Source organism: Streptosporangium saharense (assembly GCF_014203715.1).
GTDB classification, from domain to species: domain Bacteria; phylum Actinomycetota; class Actinomycetes; order Streptosporangiales; family Streptosporangiaceae; genus Streptosporangium; species Streptosporangium saharense.
This window is the reverse complement of the sequence record NZ_JACHJP010000002.1, coordinates 507,686-529,286: the sequence shown is the minus strand read 5'-3', so window position 1 is coordinate 529,286 and position 21,601 is coordinate 507,686. Positions and strand designations below refer to the sequence as shown.

The following is a 21,601-nucleotide window of genomic DNA, read 5'->3' as shown; positions in this document are numbered from 1 at the left end:
CCGTACGGCGGGCTCCGGTGGAACGAACGGATTGGAGTACGCGATGGCTTCCTCTTCCCCCCGGGGTTCCGTCCAGGGGCGCTTCGCCGCCCAGGTGGCGCTGACCCCGGACGCGACGGCCGTCTCCTTCGACGGCCTGCGCCTGACCTACCGGGAGCTGGACGAGCGGGCCAACCGGCTCGCGAACCTGCTGCTCGAACGGGGAGCCCGTCCCGAGACGCCGGTCGCGGTGCTGATGGAGCGCTCGGCCGACATGGTCGCCGCCCTCCTGGCGGTGCTCAAGACCGGCGCGTTCTACCTGCCGCTGCACACCTCCCACCCACCGGAGCGCATCCAGTGGATCATGGACCACGCGGGCGCGCCGATCCTGCTGGCCGACCCGATCACCCGAGAGCGCGGTCTTCCCGAGGGTGGCCCGCTCGTCGTCGTCGAGGGGGGCCGCGAGTCGCGGGAGGCCTCCCCGGCCGACCCGGGGATCGACGCCCACCCCGACCAGCTCGCCTACCAGATGTACACCTCGGGCTCCACGGGGGAGCCGAAGGGCGTCGGCGTCACCCACGGGGGAATCCTCGGGCTGGTCTCCGACTCCTGCTGGGAGGGCGGACGGCACGAGCGGGTCCTGATGGTCGCGCCACACGCCTTCAGCGTCTCCACCTACGAGCTGTGGGTGCCGCTGCTGCACGGCGGCCAGGTCGTCGTCGCGCCCCCCGGCCTCCTCGGCGTGGCCACCCTCGGACGGCTCGTGACCGAGGAGGCGATCACCGGGCTGCACCTGACGGCGGGCCTGTTCCGGGTGGTCGCCGAGGAGGCGCCCAAGTGCCTGGCCGGGGTGCGCGAGGTGCTGACCGGCGGGGACGTGATCGCGCCCTCTGCCGTACGGCGGGTGCTCGACGCCTGCCCCGACACGGTCGTCAGGGCCATGTACGGTGCCACGGAGACGGCGCTGTTCGTCACCCACGGCCCGATGACCGCCCCCTACACCGAGGACGGCGCCGTGCCGGTCGGCGGCCCGCTCGACGACGTACGGCTGCGCGTCCTCGACGAGAACCTCACCCCCGTCCCGCCAGGCACGGTCGGCGAGCTGTACGTCGGCGGCTCGCGGCTGGCGCGCGGCTACGCGGGCCGGGCGGACCTGACCGCGCAGAGCTTCGTCGCCGACCCGTTCGCGGGCCCCGGCGAGCGGATGTACCGCACCGGCGACCTGGTACGGCTGACGCCCAGGGGACAGGTCGACTTCGTCGGCCGCGCCGGGGACCAGGTGAAGATCCGGGGCTTCCGGGTCGAGCCCGCCGAGATCGAGGCGATCCTGGCCCGGCACCCCGGACTCGCCCACGTCGCCGTCGTCGCCAGACAGGTCGAGCCGGGGGACCGGCGGCTGGCCGCCTACGTCGTGCCGGGACCCGGTCCCGTCGACGTCGAGGCGCTGCGCGCCCACGCGGCGCGGGCACTGCCCGACTACATGGTGCCCGCCGCGTTCGTCGTGCTCGACGCGCTGCCGCTGACCCCCAACGGGAAACTGGACCGCGCGGCGCTGCCCGCGCCCGACTTCACGGGCCTGACCGCCTACCGCGCCCCGGACGGCCCGCTTGAGGAGACCCTGTGCTCGCTGTTCGCCGAGGTGCTCGGCGTGGAGCGGGTCGGCGTGGACGACAGCTTCTTCGACCTCGACGGGCAGTCGCTGCTGGCGATGCGGCTGATCAGCCGCATCCACGCCGAACTCGGCGAGGACCTGCCGATCAGCGCCCTGTTCGACACCCCGACGGTCGCGGGCCTGGCGGCACGCCTCGGCGGTGCCCCGTGATTCACGAGAAGGAGAGCGAGATGGCCAACCCCTTCGAGAACCCGGACGGCGCCTTCCTCGTGCTGGTCAACGAGCGGGGCCAGCACTCCCTGTGGCCCGTCTTCGCCGCCGTGCCCGCCGGATGGGCCGTCGCCCACGGCCCCTCCGGGCGGGAGGACTGCCTCGACCACGTCAGGACGAACTGGACCGACACCCGGCCCCGTGACCTCGCGGCCCACCTGGACGCCCAGCACTGAGCAGGACCCCTCACGAGAGCTTCAACGGACACCACCGGCGACTGGCCGCGCCCGCGTGCCGGTTCCCGCCCACCGCAACGCACGAGGAGTGGTACGTGACCATCGACGCCGCGCGCGGTACGCCCCGGGGGACCGTCGCAGAGCCCCCGCCCGAACTCGTCCAGCTGCTCACCCCTGACGGCAGGCGGGTCGAGCACCCGGACTACGACGCCGTCTTCACCGCGCAGGAGGTCAGGAGTCTCTACCGGGACCTGGTGATCGTCAGAAGGCTCGACGAGGAGGCCCTGGCCCTGGCCAGGCAGGGGGAGCTGGCCGTCTGGCCGTCGCTGCGCGGCCAGGAGGCGGCGCAGGTCGGCTCGGCCCGCGCCCTGCTGCCCGGGGACATGGCCTTCCCCAGCTACCGTGAGCACGGCGTCGCCTGGTGCAGGGGCGTGGACCCGGTGCGGGAGCTCGGCTCCTTCCGCGGCATCAACCACGCCGGGTGGGACCCCAGGGAGCACAACCTGCACCTGCCGACGATCGTCATCGGCAGCCAGGTCCTGCACGCCACCGGCTACGCCATGGGCGTCCAGCGCGACGGCGCCGAGGACGCGGTGATCGCCTACTTCGGCGACGGCGCGACCAGCGAGGGCGACGTCAACGAGGCGTTCGCCTGGGCGGCCGTGCAGAACGCGCCGATCGTCTTCTTCTGCCAGAACAACCAGTGGGCGATCTCCGAGCCGACCGAGCGGCAGTCACGCGTCCCGCTGCACCGGCGCGCGGACGGCTTCGGCTTCCCCGGCGTCAGGGTGGACGGCAACGACGTGCTGGCCTGCCTGGCGGTGACCGCCAGGGCGCTGGACGACGCGCGCAGCGGGCTGGGGCCGACGCTGGTCGAGGCGTTCACCTACCGGATGGGCGCGCACACGACGACGGACGACCCGGGCCGCTACCGCCCCCGCGCCGAGGCCGAGGCCTGGCTGCTCAAGGACCCCGTGGACCGGGTGAAGACCCACCTGCTGAGCAGCGGCGCCGCGGACGAGGCCTTCCTCGCCGAGGTCGAGGCGGAGGCGGCACGGATCGGGACAGACATGCGCACCCGGTGCCGCGAACTGCCCGACCCCGACCTCGACGAGCTGTGGGACAACGTCTACGCGGCCGAGCACCCGCTGGTCGAGGACGAGCGCGCCCGCTTCGCCGCCTACCTGGCCTCCTTCGAGGACGTGCCGCGGTGAGCGCCGAGGACCTGTCCCTGTCACGGGCGATGAACGAGGGCCTGCGCAAGGCCATGGAGCACGACCCCAGGGTCCTCGTCATGGGGGAGGACGTCGGCAGGCTCGGCGGCGTGTTCCGGGTGACCGACGGCCTGCAGAAGGACTTCGGCGAGAGCCGGGTCATCGACACGCCCCTGGCCGAGTCGGGCATCGTCGGCACGGCCATCGGGCTCGCGCTGCGCGGCTACCGCCCGGTGTGCGAGATCCAGTTCGACGGCTTCGTGTTCCCCGCCTTCAACCAGATCACCACCCAACTCGCCAAGATGCGGCTGCGCTCCCTCGGCATGCTCGAACTGCCCGTCGTCGTCCGGATCCCGTTCGGCGGCGGCATCGGCGCCGCCGAGCACCACGGCGAGTCCCCGGAGGCGTACTTCACCCACACCGGCGGCCTGCGCGTGGTCGCCTGCTCCAACCCCTCCGACGCCTACACGATGATCCAGCAGGCCATCTCCTGCCCCGACCCGGTGATCCTGTTCGAGCCGAAACGGCGCTACTGGGACAGGGCGCGGGTCGAGCTCGACACCTCGGGCGCGGTACCCCTCGGCCGGGCGGTGGTCGCCCGCCCCGGGCGGGACGTGACGCTGCTGGCGTACGGCCCGACCGTGCGGACCTGCCTCGAAGCCGCCCAGGCCGACGGGAACCGCTCCATCGAGGTCGTGGACCTCCGCTCGCTCAGCCCCCTGGACGAGGAGACGGTGCTGGCCTCGGTGCGCAAAACCGGCCGGTGCGTCGTCGTGCACGAGGCCCCGGTGTTCAGCGGGTACGGCGCCGAGCTGGCGGCCAGGATCACCGAACGCTGCTTCTACGACCTGCAGGCGCCGGTGCTGCGGGTCGGCGGCTTCTCCACGCCGTATCCGCCCTCACGCCTCGAACGGCACTACCTCCCCGACCTCGACCGCGTCCTCGACGCCGTAGACCAGACCATGGCCTGGTGACCATGGAAGAGCTACGGCGGTTCTCGCTCCCCGACGTCGGGGAGGGGCTCATCGAGGCGGAGATCGTCAGGTGGCACGTGCGCCCCGGCGAGACCGTGGAGGTCAACCAGGTAGTCCTGGAGATCGAGACGGCCAAGGCCGTCGTCGAACTGCCCTGCCCCTTCGCCGGCACCGTACGGGAACTCCTCGTCGAGGAGGGCACCACGGTCGACGTCGGCACGCCGCTCATCACCGTGGCCACCGGCGAGGCCGCCCCCGCGGCTCCGGGAGGCGACCGGGTGCCCATGCTCGTCGGGTACGGCGCCATGCCGGACGCGACGAGCCGCAGACCCCGCAGGACACCTCCCCCGGAGACCGGGAACGGCGGCAGGGCGGCGGCCAAACCACCCGTGCGCAAACTGGCCAGGGACCTCGGCGTCGACCTGGCCGCCCTCACCGGGACCGGGCCGCGGGGCTCCGTCACCCGCGAGGACGTCCGGCGGGCAGCCGTACCGGAAGGGCGGGCAGCCGTACCGGAAAGGGAGACCGGTGCGGAGCGGGAGCGGATCCCGGTCAGGGGGGTGCGCAGGCACACGGCGGCGGCGATGGTGCGCTCGGCGTTCACCGCCCCGCACGTGACCACCTGGCTCCAGGTGGACGTCACCGCGATGACGGAGCTGGTCACGCGGCTGCGCGGGCTTGCCGACTTCGCCGGGACCAGGGTCTCGCCGCTGCTGCCCGTCGCCAGGGCGCTGGTGACCGTGGCCGGGCGCAATCCCATGATCAACTCCTCGTGGGACGAGGACAACCAGGAGATCGTGCTCTGGCGGCGGGTCAACCTCGGCGTCGCCGTCGCCACAGAACGCGGGCTGATCGTCCCCAACGTCAAGGGGGCCGACGCCCTGTCGCTGCCCGCCCTGGCCCGCGCCCTGACGGAGCTGACCGCGACCGCGCGGGCGGGCAGGGCCACCCCCGGCGACCTGTCGGGGGGAACTCTCACGATCACCAACGTGGGCGTCTTCGGGGTGGACGGGGGCACCCCGATCCTGACGCCGGGGGAGTCGGCGATCCTCGCGCTCGGCCAGATCAGGGAGACGCCCTGGGTGCACGAGGGGCGGATCGCGGTCCGCAGGGTCGCCACGCTGGCGCTGTCGTTCGACCACCGGATCGTGGACGGCGAACTCGGCGCCGCGGTGCTCCGCGAGATCGGCGCCATGCTTGAGGACCCGCTGCTGATGCTCGCCTGGTCCTGACCCCGCCACACACGGGTGCCATGCCGTACGGCGGGAGCCAGGGCACGCGGAGACGCCGCCCGGTCGGGAGGGCCGGGCGGCGTCCGCGCGGGGGGCGGTCAGGCCGGGTTGACGGGGCTGTTCTGGTAGGCGGCGAGCCGCCACCGCCCGTCCTCCTTGACGACCAGCCAGGAGGCCCGGATGGCGCGCTCGGAGGAGACCTCGGTCTCGCCGGGGGCCAGCACGCCGCCCTGCGTGATCAGCACCCCGGCCGTCTCACCGAGGAACCTGAGGTCGATGGGCGTCCCGGTCACCTGGGTGCCCTTGAACGGACCCTCGAACGCCTCCGCCATGAACGAGCGGATCTCCTGGCGGCCCTTGCGGTAGAGGCCGGGCAGGATCATGCTCCCGTCCTCGGTGAAGACGTCGGCGAAGGCCTTCGCGTCGTGTTCGGCCCAGGCGTCCACGACGCGCTGGGGGACGGCCGCGACGGCGGCCCTGTCGGCGGCTCTGTCGGCGTCTGAAGGGCTGGTCGTTGTCATGGTTCTCCCTTTCTCCTGGCTCTCTGGAAAATCTCCTGGCTGTTCTGAGGGCTCAGGCGGCCTCGTCCGGGAACTCCCAGGCGGGAGGCGGGAACGCGCGGGCACGCGGTCCTTTTCCTCGCACCCGGGTCCAGGTCACGCCCTCTGTCTCCTTGTCGTCACCGGGTGGGGAGGAGGGGTCCTCCCGCTGGGTGGGGGGTGGCTCGGGCACGCGGCCCATCGGCCGTCTCGATGCGGGAACGTCGGCGGTCAGCACCATTTCCTCCAGGGAACTAGCTGGGAAGCGGCGAACGGGAACCGGGAGGCGTGATCCGCCGTGCCGTTCTTACGGTCACGGAGCGTTCGCGTGGCCATGGAAGGCGGAGACCGGCGATCCCCCGCTCGGGAACCGGCCGGTGCCGGACGGCCTGTCATCCACCGGCGATGGCGGCGACCGCCCCCGGTGTACTCACCCTCCGACCGTCCCACCCGGCGCCGGGACCCCGCATCTCTCGGATTGCGCTGTCGAAGCTCCCGGAAAAACCATGACGATCTGGGCAATCTGGGAGAACGGCATCGTCCTCGCCGGGTGCCACGATTGAGGTCCGCTTCCCTGAGGAGTTGCCGAGGTGCGAGACGAGAAGACAGGCCCTGCGCCCGTGACCCGCCCGCTGACCGGTGAGGAGTACGTCGAGAGCCTGCGTGACGACCGCGAGATCTACGTGTACGGCGAGCGCGTCAAGGACCCCACGACCCACCCGGCCTTCCGCAACCCCATCCGGATGACGGCGCGGCTCTACGACGCGCTGCACGACCCGGCCAGGCGCGAGGTCCTCACCGCGCCGACCGACACGGGAAGCGGCGGATACACCCACAGGTTCTTCACCACCCCGCACAGCGCCGAGGACCTCGTCGCCGACCAGCGGGCCATCGCGGAGTGGGCGCGCATGAGCTACGGCTGGATGGGACGCAGCCCCGACTACAAGGCGTCCTTCCTCGGCACGCTCGGCGCCAACGCCGACTTCTACGAGCCCTTCGCCGACAACGCGCGCCGGTGGTACGCCGAGTCGCAGGAGAAGGTCCTGTACTGGAACCACGCCATCGTCCACCCCCCGGTGGACCGCAGCCGCCCCCCGGACGAGGTCTCCGACGTCTTCGTCCACGTGGAGCGGGAGACCGACGCGGGCCTGGTCGTCAGCGGCGCCAAGGTGGTCGCGACCGGCTCCGCGCTCACCCACTACAACTTCATCGCCCACTACGGACTGCCGATCAAGAAGCGGGAGTTCGCGCTGGTGGCCACGGTGCCGATGGGCGCGCGGGGGATGAAGCTGATCTGCCGTCCCTCCTACACCGCGGCGGCGGCGGTGATGGGCAGCCCCTTCGACTACCCGCTCTCCTCACGGCTCGACGAGAACGACACCATCCTCGTGCTGGACAAGGTCCTCATCCCCTGGGAGAACGTCTTCGTCTACGGCGACGTGGGCAAGGTCCAGCTCTTCACCGGGCACTCCGGATTCATCGAGCGCTTCACCTTCCACGGCTGCACCCGGCTCGCGGTGAAGCTGGAGTTCATCGCGGGGCTGCTGGCCAAGGCCCTTGAGATCACCGGCACCAGGGACTTCCGCGGCGTGCAGAGCAGGATGGGCGAGGTCCTGGCCTGGCGCAACCTCTTCTGGGCGCTGTCCGACGCCGCCGCGCGCAACCCCGTCCCGTGGCGCAACGGCGCGGTGCTGCCCAACCCCCAGTACGGCATGGCCTACCGGTGGTTCATGCAGGTCGGCTACCCCAGGATCAGGGAGATCATCCTGAAGGACGTCGCCAGCGGGCTGATCTACGTCAACTCCAGCGCCGACGACTTCAGGAACCCGGAGATCCGTCCCTACCTGGACAGGTTCGTCCGCGGCTCGAACGGTGTGGACGCCGTCGAACGCGTCAAGGTCATGAAGCTGCTGTGGGACGCGGTCGGCACCGAGTTCGGCGGACGGCACGAGCTGTACGAACTCAACTACGCGGGCAACCACGAGAACACCCGCGTCGAACTGCTGCTCGGCCAGGGCGCCTCCGGCCAGATCGACGGCTACAAGGAGTTCGTCGAGCGCTGCCTCGGGGAGTACGACCTGGACGGCTGGACCGTGCCCGACCTGTCCTCCTTCGACGACCTGCGCCACGCCAGGAACGGCCTGCTCAACGGCTGAGCCGTCCGCACCCGGCCACCCCCTCCGCATGGCGCCCCGGGGCGTCTTCGGTGAAGACTGACAAAAGGGGCACACAGGGGTGTGGTTGCCGGCGGACCCCGGGACGGCGCCGGGGAGAGTGGAGAGAACGGGTGCGGCGCTCATGGTCCCTTGGCTGGCGTGACTCCACCTACCTCGCGGCCCGGCCGGGACGGGAGCGGGTCAACCGGTTCGTCGTGATGCTGCTCGTCCTGCAGCGCGCCAGCTACCTGGTGCCCGCCGCCGCCGGGGCCTTCAGCGCCGACCCCCTCTACCGGAACGTCGCGCTGAACGCGGCCCTGCTGGCCGTCGCGGTCGCGTGGAACACCACGCTGGTCGTGGCCACCCGGCGCCGTGGCTGGTTCGCCGGGTGGGCGGTGGCCGGGGACGTCGTGGTGACCTGCACCCTCCTGCTGGCCGTCAGCCCCAACTGCCTCGGCGACGCCCTGACCTCGGCGAACTGGTCGTCGTCCGCCCTCATGGCGACGGGGGCGCTGGCCGGGGCGGTCGCGGAGTCCCTCGCCGGGGCGTGGGCGCTGCTGCCGCCCGCGCTGGCCTACATGGTGGCGCACGCCGGTGACCTCGGCATCCGGTATCCGCTGCCCGTCGACATCGCGGTGCGCCTGAACTCCTACCTGTGGTTCGCGGTCATCGTCTGCTTCATCCACCGCTACCTGAAGGCGCAGGCCCGCCGCCTGGACGACCTCGCCGACCGGCGCCTGGCCACCGAGACGGGCCGCGTCGCCGACCAGGCGCGCTCCGCCGAACGCCTGGCGCACTACCGGCGGCTGCACGACACGGTGCTCACCACCCTGACGGCCATCGCCCGCGGCGGTCTCGACCACCAGGAGGAGCAGGTACGGCTGCGCTGCGCCGCCGACGCGGAGTACGTCCGGCTGCTCATCGGGCGCGAGGGCACCGGTACGGCGGCCCGCCTTGAGGAGAGCCTGGCCGGGGTCGTCACCAGGGCCTCCGGGCTGGGGCTGCGGGTCCGCTACGCCGCGGCCTCCCTCCCCGAGCGGGTGCCCGGGGCCGTCGTCTCCGCGCTCGCGGACGCCTCACAGGAGGCGCTCAACAACGTGGTCCTGCACTCGGCGACCAAGGAGGCCTGGCTGACGGTCATCGGCGAGGACGAGCCCGGGAACGTTCCCGGCCACCGGGTGACCGTGCGCGTCGTGGACCGGGGGAGGGGCTTCGACCCGGCCTCGACCGCCCCGGGGTTCGGGCTCACCTCCTCGGTGGCCGAACGCATGCGCGAGGTCGGTGGCCACGCCGCCGTCCTCTCCGCCGAGGGGGAGGGCACCTGCGTCGAACTGGTCTGGCCCGCTCCCCAGGAAGCCCCGGGGTCAGTCCTCGACGGTCACGTCAACCGAGACGGAGACCGGCCCCGGCAGGGGGTTGCCCCCGCCACCGGGTCCCGAGGGACCGGGCGTCAGGCTGACCGTGGCGTGCACGGTTGACCCACAGGGCACGACCCCGGTGGGACCCTCCACGACGTGGACCCCGTTCCAGACACGCAACGCCTGGCTGCGGGTGCCGAGGGAGTCACCGCACACGACGTTCGCGGCCACGGTCGCCAGGAACTCGACGGGCCTGCCCGGCGGCTCCGCGATGCCGACGGTCTCGACGACCCCGTAGGTCCGCACCTGAAGCCCCGTGACGTCCACACACGCCTTGACGACCACCCCCCGCACCGGCGCCGTAGAAGCACACGTCGTCGTCGGCGCCCTCCCCACGACCTCCCCCGCAGCGGGACTCCCCACCAGGAGAGCCCCGACCCCCACCAACACAACCGCCCCCCGAACAACCCGCCCCATCACAAGCCCCACCCCATGTCACATCACGTGCCACCCCCCGGTGACCCCCCGCCCATCGTGCCCTGCCGCTCTCTGGAAAGCCTGCTCATCCCCCAGGTGTCGCGCATGAAGGGTTTGGGGTACCGGTGCCATGCGTGAGGAGTTTCCGGCTTGGGCGCGTCGGTGAGCTGGACTGAGGAGTGACGGAGCGCAGCGGAGGAGCGACGAGGGAAGTCACCGACTTCAGGCGCCCAAGCCCGCGGCGCCGCCAGGCGCCGCAAATAGGCAGGGCCGCAAAAGCTACCTCAACCAGCCGTCCTCCCTAACCCTGGTAGCCAGATCAAGTTTCGTATACGCCGGTCTGCCCGCCCTGCGGTACTTCTCCTTGACCCGGTCGAGGTAGTTCTTGGCGGTTCCCGGTTGGACGCCCGCGCTGCGGGCCGCCGCGGAAAGCGTCATCCCCGACGCGTAGGCCAGCAGTACGGCCCGCTCCTGGGGGGAGAGCACGGGCCGGTCGGCGGCGCGGTCGGACAGCCAGCTCAGCGCGAGTTCCGGGGAGTGGGTGCTGCCCCGGGTGGCGACCTCGCGGACGGCCGAGGTCAGCACGCCCAGGTCGTGGTCCTTGGTGAGGTAGCCCCCGGCCCCGGCCCTGACCACCTGGGAGCCCATGGTGGGGGAGGGGACCACGCTGACCACGAGCACCCGACTGCCCGCGGTCACGAGTCTGCGCACGTTGCCGATCGGGTCGGAGCGGTCGGCCAGGAGCAGGTCGAGGATCACCACGTCGGCGGGGGCGTGTCCTCCGGCGAGCAGTTCGGTGACCGTGCGGGCGGTGCCGGTCAGGTGGATGTCGGTGACTCCGGAGAACCAGGCGGTCAGTCCGTCGAGCAGCATCCGGTCGTCGTCGACCACTGAAACCGCGATCATGGGTGCCCTTCCCGGCGCCGAGGAAACGGGGCGGCCTCGCCGTGTTATGAGCGCGTCAAAACCCCATTATGTCCTTACTTTCCGGCCTGACTAACTTAGATCATCACGCCGGGCGAAGGTGGGAAATATGACATATATCAAGGCGCATGACCGCGGTGAGAGGCTCAGCCCCCGCGAGCCGTACGGCCGGGCAGGAGGGCTTCGCCGCCGAGCCAGGCGGCCAGTCGCTCACGCTCGACGAGGATCAGCCCACCCTGGTTCGCCTCGGTCAGGGCGGGTCGGGTGAGACGGCCCGAGGTGACCAGGACGCCGGTGTGCCCGGCGAAGGCGTGGGCCAGCGCGCCGAGGAAGTCGCGGACCTGGGAGGCGCCGACGTTGCCGGTGTAGCGCTTGCACTGGAAGGCGAAGGGCTCGCCGCCGGGGCCGACCGCGGTCAGGTCGACGCCCCGGTCGCCCGCCCCGCCGAGCAGTCTGACGTGACGGAAGCCGTCGCGGCGCAGCAGCTCCGCGGTGAGCCTCTCGAACTCCGTTCCTGACAGCCGGTCGACCCGTTCGAGCTCCGCGTTCTCCCGGAACCACCTGCGCTCCCGCTCCGCCTGCACCCTGGCGCGGAGTACGGCGAAGGCCGCCACGAGGACGAGCGCGACGACGGCGGCGGCCACGAACCATGGCCAGTTCCGCTGGAGGAAGGGCAGAATCGCCCTGAGGAGCAGGAACGCCAGTGCCACACCGGCGAGCCAGAGCACGAGACCGGTCTCGCGTCCTTTGCCGCGTCTTCCGCCGCGCCTCCTCGCGCTCGCCGGGCGTCTTCTTCCGGCCGATCGCCGGTCTGCCATCGCGTCAGCTCCCGTCGCCAGGGGGTCGAAGCACGAGTGTGAACGACGTCTCCGACAGAAACGGTCATGGGCGGAGGGAGAGTTCCCCTTTCGTATAGGAAAATCCATCTTCATGGCCCGCCGCGCCGCCGAGGCCGTACGAAAGGGAAAAACCAGAAAAGAACGGATAGTTCGCCATATAAGGCTTATGGAGAGAACGCGAACTGCGTTTGGGGGCCGGTCCCCACCGCCCGGCGCGCGCGGCGGTCCCTCCCGTGGCGGTACGGCGGGCGGGGGCGCCGCCGTACGGCATGGCGGACGGGAGCCGTCGGGGACGGGCGTCCGGCGGCGCTCCGCGGGGTCCGCGCGGGGGGTCGCCGGGGCCGGAGCGGGGAGCGCTCTCTCGTTTGACCCGGAAAGACCGTGCACAGTCTTGGTTCCCTGTGAAATCGCTATTGGATTTTGATTTAAAATGGTAGGGTTTCTCCCTATCATCACCGCATGGACATGGAAATGCGCCATCTTCGGGTTATCCATGCGATCGCGGAGCACGGCAGTATCTCCAAGGCGGCCTCCTCCCTCGGACTGTCCCAGCCCGCGCTGGCAGGTCAGCTCCAGCGCATCGAGCGGATGCTCGGCGGGCAGCTGTTCGAACGGGCCCACGAGGGCAGCCGTCCGACGGCGCTCGGCGGATGGATCCTGGAGCGGTCGGGCTCGCTGCTGCACGCCTTCGGCACGTTGCAGCGGGACGCGCGCCACTACATCGAGCGAGGCACGGGAAAGCCCCTGGTGCGGGTCGGCTGCGCGCCGATGTCGCTGGCGGGATACGTCAGCAACTGCATGTACGACCTGGTGCCCGGGGTCGACTTCACCATCCGCACCGAGGAGTCCATGGACACCCTGCACTCCTTCATGGAGACGGGCAGGCTGGAGCTGGCCGTCCTCGGTGACTATCCGGGCTACGAGCTGACGCCGCCGCCCGGCGTGGTGTACGAGGTCCCGGTGATCGAGCCGATCTTCGTCGGGCTCGCGGAGAACCATCCGCTGGCCGGGCGCGAGGAGATCGACCTGGCCGACCTGGCGGACGACGACTGGGCGATGCCCCCGCAGGCGGAGATGGGCCACCGGGAGCACTTCTGGGACGCGTGCAGGAAACACGGCTTCGCTCCCAAGCTGACCTTCTCGATCAGTCCCGCCCTGGCCTACGACCTGATCAAGGCGGGCAGGTGCGTGGGGATGTTCCAGGCGATCTATCAACCGCATCCGGGGATCGTGGTCCGCCCGCTGGTCGGCACCCCCATGCTGTTCCGCTACATCATCGCCTGGACCAGGCACGGGCCGCTGGCCGAGCACGTGGTCTCCCTGATCAGCAGCGCGATCCGCAGGTACTGGAGCGAGGCGCTGAAGGTCCCCGTCTACGCGTCCTGGCTCGAACGCCACGGACAGCCCCTGCGCTTCCCGTAGCTCGCGCCGGGCGTCTTGGGAGGGTTAACGCGACAAATCTGGTTCGAGTGAAAAAGCTGGAAAAGTGAAGACGTATCGCATCAAGAGGAAAGATTACCGTCTTCCGGATGAGCGCACCGAGAAGGAGGTGGCCGATGCTTTTGAGGCCACAAACCATGAGATTAAACCGGTGCTGCTCATGTTCTGACATCGTGGAAACGCCGTAACGATCAGCGGCGCACAAACGCGATTCCGGAGGATCAATGAAGCTCTATCGCTCATCACTCCGAAACACCACGACGGCCTTCGCCCTCGTGGCGGCTCTCGGGAGTGGACTGGCCACCGTACCGGCCGCTTCCGCCCAGGCAGCCCCCTGTACCGTCAACATCTACCGGGTCAACACAGGTCATGGTGGGTCGAATGTCTACGTTAGTTACACAGGATCTGAAATGGCCTATCCAGACCCGAAGGCGGATGACGCGCGTGTCACGGGGCCGAACACATATGTGATGAAGCCCAACCAGGTCAATGGCAGGCGGGCCGTCTACCTGGCGAGCGGTCGCCTGGCCTGGATGTACGCCCCGGCGCTCGACTATGAGATCTGCCGTTAGCCGGATTCGCCGATTCTCCGAGGGCGGCCCCGCGATCCCGCGGCGCCGCCCTCCTCTTTTTATATTAAAAGCCACTATAAATCCCCAAAAATCACCTATTGAGGGGTACGGCGGGGCGGGGAGAAGCGGGTTCGAACCCCGTCCATCGTCCGTTGCGATAGGAAGGTTTCCTATTCAATACTGTGGACGGCACGGCCTGACCACGGCATACGACGTCACCCGGGCCGACGCCGTACTCCAGTACCGGTGCCGGAGCTGACAGGGGCACTGACTGTGGCCTCCTCCTGAGCGGAGGGTCGTCCGGGCAGGACGTCGTGAACTGCGCATACGCAGGGACGGACAAACCCTGTGAAGACCGGCCAGATCGTGACACGGGAAGGCGGACAAACGTCACTTCCCACGTCAAAAGGGCCGGATGACCAGTTGAAACGCACTGATCATCTGTCAATGGTTGAACGAGTGATCACCCCATAGCGACGCGCTATGGACAGCTGGAGGGTTCCTGACATGTCGGAGTAATGGCACCTTTGGTCCAGCCCTGGCCGGCCACGGCTCCTTGGTCCCTTCCCCCCAGGGGACTTGTGAGAGGAGTCATCCAGAGTGAGATCCAAGCTCAGAACAGGTGCCGTCGCCCTACTGGCGACAGCGGCGCTGGCGGCTTCCACGTTCGCCAACGCGCCCGGCGCCTACGCGGCCAAGTCCGCGACGGACGCGAAGCCCACCCCCGTGGGAGCAGCGCAGAAGCTAGAGAAGGCGTTCACCCCGCCCAACACCGCAGGCCGCGACCGTGCGATCACGAACGCGGGCAAGGCGTTGGCCGCCGACCCCAAGGCACTGCGCAAGAGCGCGCAGGACAAGTTCAACCTCGTCAAGACCACCGACGGTGCCTACGGCCTGCAGTACCTGACCTACAGCCGCACCTACCGCGGGCTGCCGGTCTACGGCGGCGACGTGATCGTGACCACCGACAGGGTGGGCGAGCAGCTCGGCCAGGTCGCGTCCGGTCAGCGGGCGGAGATCAAGGTCGGGGTCACCGCCAAGGTCACGGCCTCGAAGGCCGCGGCCACCGCCCGTGCCAAGCTCGCCAAGGTGGAGAGCGTCGGCACCCCGACCCTGCTGGTCCACGCCGCGGGCACCCAGCCGAAGCTGGCGTGGGAGGTCGTGGTCAACGGCGCGACGGAGAAGGCGCCCAGCGTGCTGCACGTCTTCGTCGACGCGCTGACCGGCACGGTGCTGGACTCCTACGACGACGTCCGCGCGGGCACCGGCAACAGCTTCTACAACGGCAACCCGGTCACCATCCAGACCTCGGGCTCGTCCGGTTCGTACACCATGCGCGACACCACCCGCAGCGGTCTGGCCTGTGGTGGTCAGAATGGCTCGCCGTACACCAAGAGCACCGACTCCTGGGGCAACGGCTCGGGCACCAACCTTGAGACCGCCTGCGTCGACGCCCTGTACGCGGCGCAGACCGAGTGGAACATGCTCAGGGACTGGCTGGGCCGCAACGGCTTCAACGGCCAGGGCGGAGCCTTCCCCGCCCGGGTCGGCCTGAACGACGTCAACGCCTACTGGAACGGCTCCTACACCAACTTCGGCCACAACCAGGCCAACAACAAGCAGGCGACCCCGATGGACGTCGTGGGCCACGAGTACGGCCACGCCATCTTCCAGTTCTCCGGCTCGGGCGGCGCGGGCAGCGGCAACGAGGCCGGTGGCCTGAACGAGTCGACCGGTGACATCTTCGGCGCCCTGCTTGAGCACTACGCCAACAACTCCAAGGACACTCCGGACTACCAGGTCGGCGAGGAGGTCAACCTGGTCGGCCAGGGCCCGATCCGCTACATGTACAAGCCGAGCACCAACGGTGACCCGGACTGCTACAGCTCCTCGATCCCGAACACCGAGGTGCACGCGGCGGCCGGTCCGCAGAACCACTGGTTCTACCTGCTCGCCGAGGGCACCAACCCCGGTGGCGGCAAGCCGACCAGCCCCGTCTGCTCCGGTTCTTCGAGCCTGACCGGCATCGGCATCCAGAAGGCCGGTCAGATCTTCATGGCCGGGCTCAACAACAAGACCACGCCGTGGACGCACGCCAAGGCGCGCGCCGCCACGGTCGCCGCGGCCAAGCAGCTCTTCCCCAACAGCTGCGTCGAGTTCAACGCGGTCAGGGCGGCCTGGAGCGCGGTCAACGTCTCCGCCGGCGCCAACGAGGGCACCTGCAACGCCCCCGGCAACGACTTCTCCGTCTCCCTCAACCCCGGCTCCGGCAGCGTCCAGGCCGGTCAGTCGGCGTCCTCGACCGTCAGCACCACGGTGACGGCCGGCAGCGCCCAGTCCATCACGCTGCGGGCCTCCGGTCTGCCGTCGGGGGCGAACGCCTCCTTCAGCCCGGCGACCATCACCGCCGGTCAGACCTCGACGCTGACCGTCACCACCTCGTCGAACACGCCGAACGGCACCTCGTCGATCACGGTCACCGCGGACGGCACCGAGGTCGACAAGACCGCGACGTACTCGCTGACCGTCACGGGCGGCGGGCCCGGCGGCGGCGAGATCCCCGACATCAGCCTGACCAACGTCAAGGCTCACCTGCAGCAGTTCCAGAGCATCGCCAGCAGCAACGGCGGCAACCGCCGCTCGACCGGCGCGGGCTACACGGCCTCGGTGACCTACGTCGAGAACAAGCTGCGCGCCGCGGGCTACACCGTGACCCGGCAGAGCTGCACCTCGGGCTGCACCGGTGGCGCGGGTCCCAACCTGATCGCCGACTGGCCGGGCGGTGACGCCAACCAGGTCGTCATGTCCGGTGCCCACCTCGACAGCGTCGCCGCGGGCCCCGGCATCAACGACAACGGCTCCGGCTCGGCCAACCTGCTTGAGGTCGCGCTGACCCTCGCCGCCAAGAACCCCACCATGACGAAGCACGTGCGCTTCGGCTGGTGGACCGACGAGGAGCAGGGGCTGCTCGGCTCGAAGTTCTACGTCAACTCGCTCAGCTCGACCGAGCGTTCCAAGATCAAGGTCTACTACAACTACGACATGACCGGCTCGCCCAACGGCGGCTACTTCATCAACAACATCAACACCGCCGCGGCTACCGACCTCAAGGCGTTCTACACGAGCATCGGGGTCCAGACCGAGGAGAACGTCGAGGGCGCGAACCGTTCCGACGACGCCTCCTTCCGCAACGCGGGCATCGCGACCTCGGGTGTGGCCGCGGGCGCCAGCGCCACCAAGACCTCGGCGCAGGCCACCAAGTGGGGCGGTACGGCGGGCAGGGCCTACGACTCCTGCTACCACTCCGCCTGTGACACCACCAGCAACATCAACGACACCATCCTCGACCGGGCTGCTGACGCCGCCGCGTACGCGATCTGGAAGGGCGCCGTCGGTGGCGACACCCCGCCGCCGACCGACGACTTCTCGGTCTCGGTCAGCCCGTCCTCGGCCACGGTCCAGGCCGGTGGCTCGACCACGGCGACGCTGAACACCCAGACCACCTCGGGCAACGCCCAGTCGGTCTCGCTCAACGCCACCGGCGTCCCCTCGGGGGCGAACGTGAGCTTCAGCCCGGCGACCGTCACCAGCGGGCAGAGCTCCTCGGTCAGCATCACCACCTCGTCCACGACCCCGGCGGGCACCTACTCCATCAGCCTCAACGGCAACGGGACGAGCGCCAACCGCTCGGCCGTCTTCACCCTCACCGTCGGCGGCACCGGCGGCGGGCGCACCTTCACCAACGACACGCCCTTCGAGATCAACGACGGTTACCAGGACTACACCGACATCGACGTCAACCTCGACGGGGCCCCCGGCAGCACGTTCACCGTGACGGCCGACATCCAGCACACCTGCTCGCAGGACGTGCGCATCACCCTCTACCAGCCGAACGGATCCTCCCGGGTGCTGAAGTACGAGGGCTACCAGGCCTGCACCCCCTACAACGGGCCGGTCACCTTCACCGTGAGCAACCCCTCCAGGCTCGGCAACGGCACCTGGTCGCTCATGGTCGGTGACTACTTCCAGGGCGACACCGGAGTGGTCAACTCCTGGAGCATCTCCTTCTAGCGGGAAACCCCCGAGAACCAGCGGGAACCCCCGGAAAGACCCAGGCGGTGGCCCGGACCCACGAGGTCCGGGCCACCGCCCCTTTTCTTCGACAGGTCAGCGGGGAAGGTCGGAGACGCTCTCCAGCCAGGCCCGGTGCAGACCCGCGAAGCGGCCCGCGTCCCTGACGAGTCGCTCGGGTGGCCCGTCCTCGACGATCCGGCCGCCCTCCATCACCAGGACCCGGTCGGCGATCTCGACGGTCGAGAGGCGGTGCGCGATGATCAGCGCGGTCCGGTCGGCCAGGACCGTGCGCATCGCCCGCTGCACCAGCCGTTCGCCCGGCACGTCGAGGCTGGAGGTCGCCTCGTCGAGGATCAGCACCGCGGGGTCGGCGAGGAAGGCCCGCGCGAAGGCGACGAGCTGGCGCTGACCCGCCGACAGCCGTCCGCCGTGCTTGCCCACCTGTGTGTCGTAGCCCTCGGCGAGCGCGGCGACGAACCCGTGGGCGCCGACCGCCGTGGCGGCCTCGACGACCTCGTCCATGGTCGCCTCCGGCCTGCCGAACCTGATGTTGTCGGCGATCGACCCGGTGAACAGGAAGTTCTCCTGCGTCACCAGGACCACCGCCTCCCGCAGTGACCTGTCGTCCAGGTCGCGCAGATCGACCCCGTCCAGCAGCACGCGCCCGGCGACCGGGTCGTAGAACCGCGCCACGAGCTTGGCCAGCGTGGTCTTGCCCGCCCCCGTCGTGCCGACCAGCGCCACGCTCTGCCCCGCGGGGATCGTCAGGTCCATCCTGGGCAGCACGGGGGTCCCGTCCAGGTAGGAGAACTCGACCGCCTCGAACCTGACCAGGCCGCGGGGCCGTACGAGAGGAACGGGATCGCGTGGCTCGGCGACGGCGGGGCGCTCCTCAAGCACGCCGGAGAGCTTCTCCAGTGCCGCCCCCGCCGACTGAAAAGTGTTATAGAATTGTGATATTTCTTGCATTGGTTCGTAGAACTGGCGCAGGTAGAGCAGGAAGGCGGCCAGCACACCGACCGTGACCTGCCCGCCGAGCGCCAGCCATCCGCCGTAGAACAGGATCGCGGCGATCGTGACGTTCCCGATCAGCTTGACGCCCGGCGAGAAGATCGCGATCAGGCGCATGCCCCTGACGTTGGCGTCCCGGTAGTCGACGTTGAGCCCGGCGAAGATCTCCTGGTTGCGCGACTCCCTGCGGAAGGCCTGGACCGCCCTGATCCCGGCCATCGACTCCACGAAGTGCACGATCAGCAGCGCGATCGTCTCCCGCGTCCTGCGGTAGGTGATGCTCGACTGCCGCCGGAACCAGCGGGTGAACAGCAGCAGCACCGGCAGCGGAAGCAGCGCCACCAGGCCGAGCCGTACGTCCAGGACGAGGAGCAGGACGGCGGTGCCGGTCAGCGTCAGCACCGCGGTGACCAGCCCGTCGAAGCCGGATTCGAGCATCTCGTAGATGGCGTCGATGTCGGAGGTGAGCCGGGAGACGACCCGGCCGGAGGTGTAGTCCTCGTGGAAGGACAGCGAGAGGCGCTGGAAGTGGGCGAAGACCCGCCGCCGCAGTTCGAGCAGGACGTCCTGGCCGATCCGGCCCGCGCGCCTGAGGAACACCTGGCGGGTCGCCGCCTGGATCGCGGCGGCCACCAGCACCGCCGCGACGACCGTGACGAGCGTGCCCGGACCCTGCCCCGAGGCCATCGGCGGGATGCCCGAGTCGATGCCCACCTTGACCAGGAAGGGGATGGCCAGCGAGGCGCCGTTGCACAGCACGATGACCGCGACGAGCACCGCGATCTCGCGCCGGTACGGCCGCAGCAGCTCGGCCAGCAGCCGCCTTGACCGGGCGCGCAGCAGGAACGAGATCCGCTCCGGCAACTCGTCCTGGTTCTCCGCGGCGACGCCCCGCCAGTCCGTCTCCGGACTCTTCTCCGTCGTCCCGCTCACAGCAGCGCCTCCTGTTCGTCCAGCGGCTCGTCCAGGCCCGCCGACAGCAGCGCCCGGTACTCGGGCACCCTCGCCAGCAGCTCGTGATGGGGGCCGACATGGGCGATCGTGCCGTCGAGCAGCAGCGCGACCCGGTCGGCGAGCAGCACCGTCGAGGCGCGGTGCGCGACGACGATGCCGGTCGCGTCCCGCAGCACCCGCCTGAGCGCCTCCTCGACCAGGGCCTCGGTCTCGACGTCCAGGGCGGACAGGGTGTCGTCAAGGACCAGGACCTTCGGCCTGGCCAGGACGGCACGGGCCAGGGCCAGGCGCTGGCGCTGCCCGCCGGACAGCGACATCCCCTGCTCGCCGATCCTGGTCTCCAGCCCCCACGGCAGGTCGTGGACGAACCCGGCCTGGGCGATCCCGATCGCCGCGGCGATCTCCTCCTCGGTGGCGTCGTGCCGTCCCAGCGTGAGGTTCTCCCTGACGCTCATCGAGAACAGCGTCGGCTCCTCGAAGGCCGTGGCGACCATGGTGCGCAGCGCGGCCAGCGACAGGTCCCGCACGTCGTGGCCGTCGAGGGTGACCCGGCCCTCGGTGACGTCGTGCAGGCGCGGCACCAGGGAGGTCAGCGTGGTCTTGCCAGAGCCGGTCGCGCCGACGACGGCGACCGTCTCCCCGGGGCGGACGTCGAGCCAGACGTCGCGCAGCACCGGCCTGTCCGTACCGGGGAAGGTGAAGCCGACCCCCTCGAAGCGCAGGTGCCCCCGGGGCCGTCCGACCGCGTCGGTGCCGCCGACGATGGCGGGCTCGGTGTCCAGGACCTCCAGCACCCGGTCGGCCGCGGTCATCGCCTCCTGGCCCATCACCAGGATGAAACCGAGCGCGGAGATGGGCCACACCAGTTGCAGCATCAGCGTGGTGAAGGCCACCAGCGTGCCCAGGGTCAGCGCTCCCGAGCCGACCGCGAGCGCGCCGGTCAGCAGCACCACGGCGAGGGTGACGTTGGGGATCACCTCAAGGAAGGTGAAGAAACGGGAGGAGAGCCCCACCTTCTCCATCGCGGTGCGGTAGACCTTCAGCGCCTCCCGTCCGAAGACGCCGCCGACGTACGGCCCGCGCCCGAACGCCTTGATCGTGCGGATGCCCGCGGCGGACTCCTCGATCACGGTGGCCAGGTCGCCCTGCTGGTCCTGGACCCTGCGGGAGGCGTCCACGTAGCGGCGTTCGAACCGCAGCGAGATGAGGGCGATCGGCAGCGCCGAGGCGGCGACCAGCAGGCCGAGCGGCCAGTACATGTTCAGCAGCAGGCCGGTGACCGTCACGATCTGGACGCTGATCAGGACCAGGAAGAGCATGCCGAAGCCGAGGAAGCGCCGGATCGCCGACAGGTCGGTCGTCGCGCGGGACAGCAACTGCCCGGACTGCCAGGCGCCGTGGAAGCCCATCGGCAGCCGCTGGAGGTGGGCGTAGAGGTCGTCGCGGATGCTGGTCTCCACGCCGAGTACGGCCTCGCCGAGCAACCACCGGCGCAGCAGGACCAGCAGCGCCTCGCTCGTGCCGAGGGCCAGCGCGAGCAGGGCCAGCGGAAGCAGCGCGCCGGAGTCGCCGTGGGCGACGGGGCCGTCGATGATCTCCCTGCCGATCAGCGGGACGGCGATGCCGATCCCGACCCCGGTCAGGGCGGCCAGCCAGATGAGGACCAGCCGGGTCGTGTAGGGACGAAGGTAGGACCGCAGCCGCCACAGGGAGGCGGTTCTTAGGCGGCGGGAACGGGTGGTACCGGTATCAGGGGGCATCAGCAGGCGGCACGCTCCTCACTGTCTTCGACTTTCGCCT

16 protein-coding genes are annotated in these 21,601 nt (G+C 70.2%); 9 read left to right on the top strand and 7 right to left on the bottom strand.

Annotated features, from left to right (window positions below; all coding sequences use genetic code 11):
* The first annotated feature begins 43 nt into the window (after positions 1–43).
* From FHS44_RS11505 to FHS44_RS11485, 5 genes are all read left to right on the top strand, one after another.
* A complete protein-coding gene (locus FHS44_RS11505) occupies positions 44–1,801 on the top strand; it encodes a non-ribosomal peptide synthetase (protein WP_184713954.1) in 1,758 nt (585 codons plus the stop codon).
* Between the two features lie 20 nt (positions 1,802–1,821).
* The gene (locus tag FHS44_RS11500; RefSeq protein ID WP_184713953.1) at positions 1,822–2,037 is read left to right on the top strand and encodes an MbtH family protein; all 216 of its coding nucleotides are present in this window, start codon (positions 1,822–1,824) and stop codon (positions 2,035–2,037) included.
* A gap of 95 nt (positions 2,038–2,132) precedes the next feature.
* Entirely contained in the window at positions 2,133–3,251 is a 1,119-nt protein-coding gene (gene pdhA / locus FHS44_RS11495) for a pyruvate dehydrogenase (acetyl-transferring) E1 component subunit alpha (RefSeq protein WP_184713952.1), read from the top strand.
* On the top strand, positions 3,248–4,225 hold the full coding sequence (locus tag FHS44_RS11490; RefSeq protein ID WP_184713951.1) for an alpha-ketoacid dehydrogenase subunit beta: 978 nt from the start codon (positions 3,248–3,250) through the stop codon (positions 4,223–4,225). The genes pdhA and FHS44_RS11490 overlap by 4 nt, the downstream gene beginning before the upstream one ends.
* 2 nt (positions 4,226–4,227) lie before the next feature.
* On the top strand, positions 4,228–5,457 hold the full coding sequence (locus tag FHS44_RS11485) for a dihydrolipoamide acetyltransferase family protein (protein WP_184715236.1): 1,230 nt from the start codon (positions 4,228–4,230) through the stop codon (positions 5,455–5,457).
* Positions 5,458–5,555: 98 nt separating this feature from the next.
* Here FHS44_RS11485 and FHS44_RS11480 read toward each other — a convergent pair whose 3' ends face one another.
* Positions 5,556–5,978: an SgcJ/EcaC family oxidoreductase gene (locus tag FHS44_RS11480; RefSeq protein WP_184713950.1), complete on the bottom strand. Its 423-nt coding sequence runs from the start codon at positions 5,976–5,978 to the stop codon at positions 5,556–5,558.
* A gap of 52 nt (positions 5,979–6,030) precedes the next feature.
* The gene (locus FHS44_RS11475) at positions 6,031–6,237 is read right to left on the bottom strand and encodes a hypothetical protein (RefSeq protein WP_184713949.1); all 207 of its coding nucleotides are present in this window, start codon (positions 6,235–6,237) and stop codon (positions 6,031–6,033) included.
* A gap of 349 nt (positions 6,238–6,586) precedes the next feature.
* Between FHS44_RS11475 and FHS44_RS11470 the strand changes: the two genes are divergently transcribed.
* Both FHS44_RS11470 and FHS44_RS11465 read left to right on the top strand, forming a co-directional pair.
* A complete protein-coding gene (locus tag FHS44_RS11470) occupies positions 6,587–8,152 on the top strand; it encodes a 4-hydroxyphenylacetate 3-hydroxylase family protein (RefSeq protein WP_184713948.1) in 1,566 nt (521 codons plus the stop codon).
* Positions 8,153–8,283: 131 nt separating this feature from the next.
* Complete coding sequence (locus tag FHS44_RS11465) at positions 8,284–9,630, top strand: sensor histidine kinase (protein ID WP_184713947.1); 1,347 nt, start codon at positions 8,284–8,286, stop codon at positions 9,628–9,630.
* On the opposite strand, the gene FHS44_RS40135 is transcribed toward FHS44_RS11465, so the two are convergent.
* The 3 genes from FHS44_RS40135 to FHS44_RS11450 form a co-directional block, all read right to left on the bottom strand.
* On the bottom strand, positions 9,517–9,816 hold the full coding sequence (locus FHS44_RS40135) for a hypothetical protein (RefSeq protein WP_221460660.1): 300 nt from the start codon (positions 9,814–9,816) through the stop codon (positions 9,517–9,519). The two genes, FHS44_RS11465 and FHS44_RS40135, sit on opposite strands and share 114 nt — an antisense overlap.
* 450 nt (positions 9,817–10,266) lie before the next feature.
* Positions 10,267–10,893, bottom strand: coding sequence for a response regulator transcription factor (locus FHS44_RS11455; RefSeq protein ID WP_184713945.1), 627 nt, complete (start codon positions 10,891–10,893; stop codon positions 10,267–10,269).
* Positions 10,894–11,057: 164 nt separating this feature from the next.
* Positions 11,058–11,729, bottom strand: coding sequence for a restriction endonuclease (locus FHS44_RS11450; protein ID WP_184713944.1), 672 nt, complete (start codon positions 11,727–11,729; stop codon positions 11,058–11,060).
* A gap of 480 nt (positions 11,730–12,209) precedes the next feature.
* On the opposite strand from FHS44_RS11450, the gene FHS44_RS11445 reads away from it, so the two are divergent.
* Positions 12,210–13,172, top strand: a complete 963-nt coding sequence (locus tag FHS44_RS11445) for a LysR family transcriptional regulator (protein WP_184713943.1) — start codon at positions 12,210–12,212, stop codon at positions 13,170–13,172.
* Between the two features lie 1,190 nt (positions 13,173–14,362).
* The gene (locus tag FHS44_RS11440) at positions 14,363–17,833 is read left to right on the top strand and encodes a M28 family peptidase (protein ID WP_184713942.1); all 3,471 of its coding nucleotides are present in this window, start codon (positions 14,363–14,365) and stop codon (positions 17,831–17,833) included.
* A 96-nt stretch (positions 17,834–17,929) separates the two neighbouring features.
* On the opposite strand, the gene FHS44_RS11435 is transcribed toward FHS44_RS11440, so the two are convergent.
* Entirely contained in the window at positions 17,930–19,780 is a 1,851-nt protein-coding gene (locus FHS44_RS11435; RefSeq protein ID WP_184713941.1) for an ABC transporter ATP-binding protein, read from the bottom strand.
* Positions 19,777–21,561, bottom strand: a complete 1,785-nt coding sequence (locus FHS44_RS11430; RefSeq protein WP_184713940.1) for an ABC transporter ATP-binding protein — start codon at positions 21,559–21,561, stop codon at positions 19,777–19,779. The genes FHS44_RS11435 and FHS44_RS11430 overlap by 4 nt, the downstream gene beginning before the upstream one ends.
* Between the last annotated feature and the right edge of the window lie 40 nt (positions 21,562–21,601).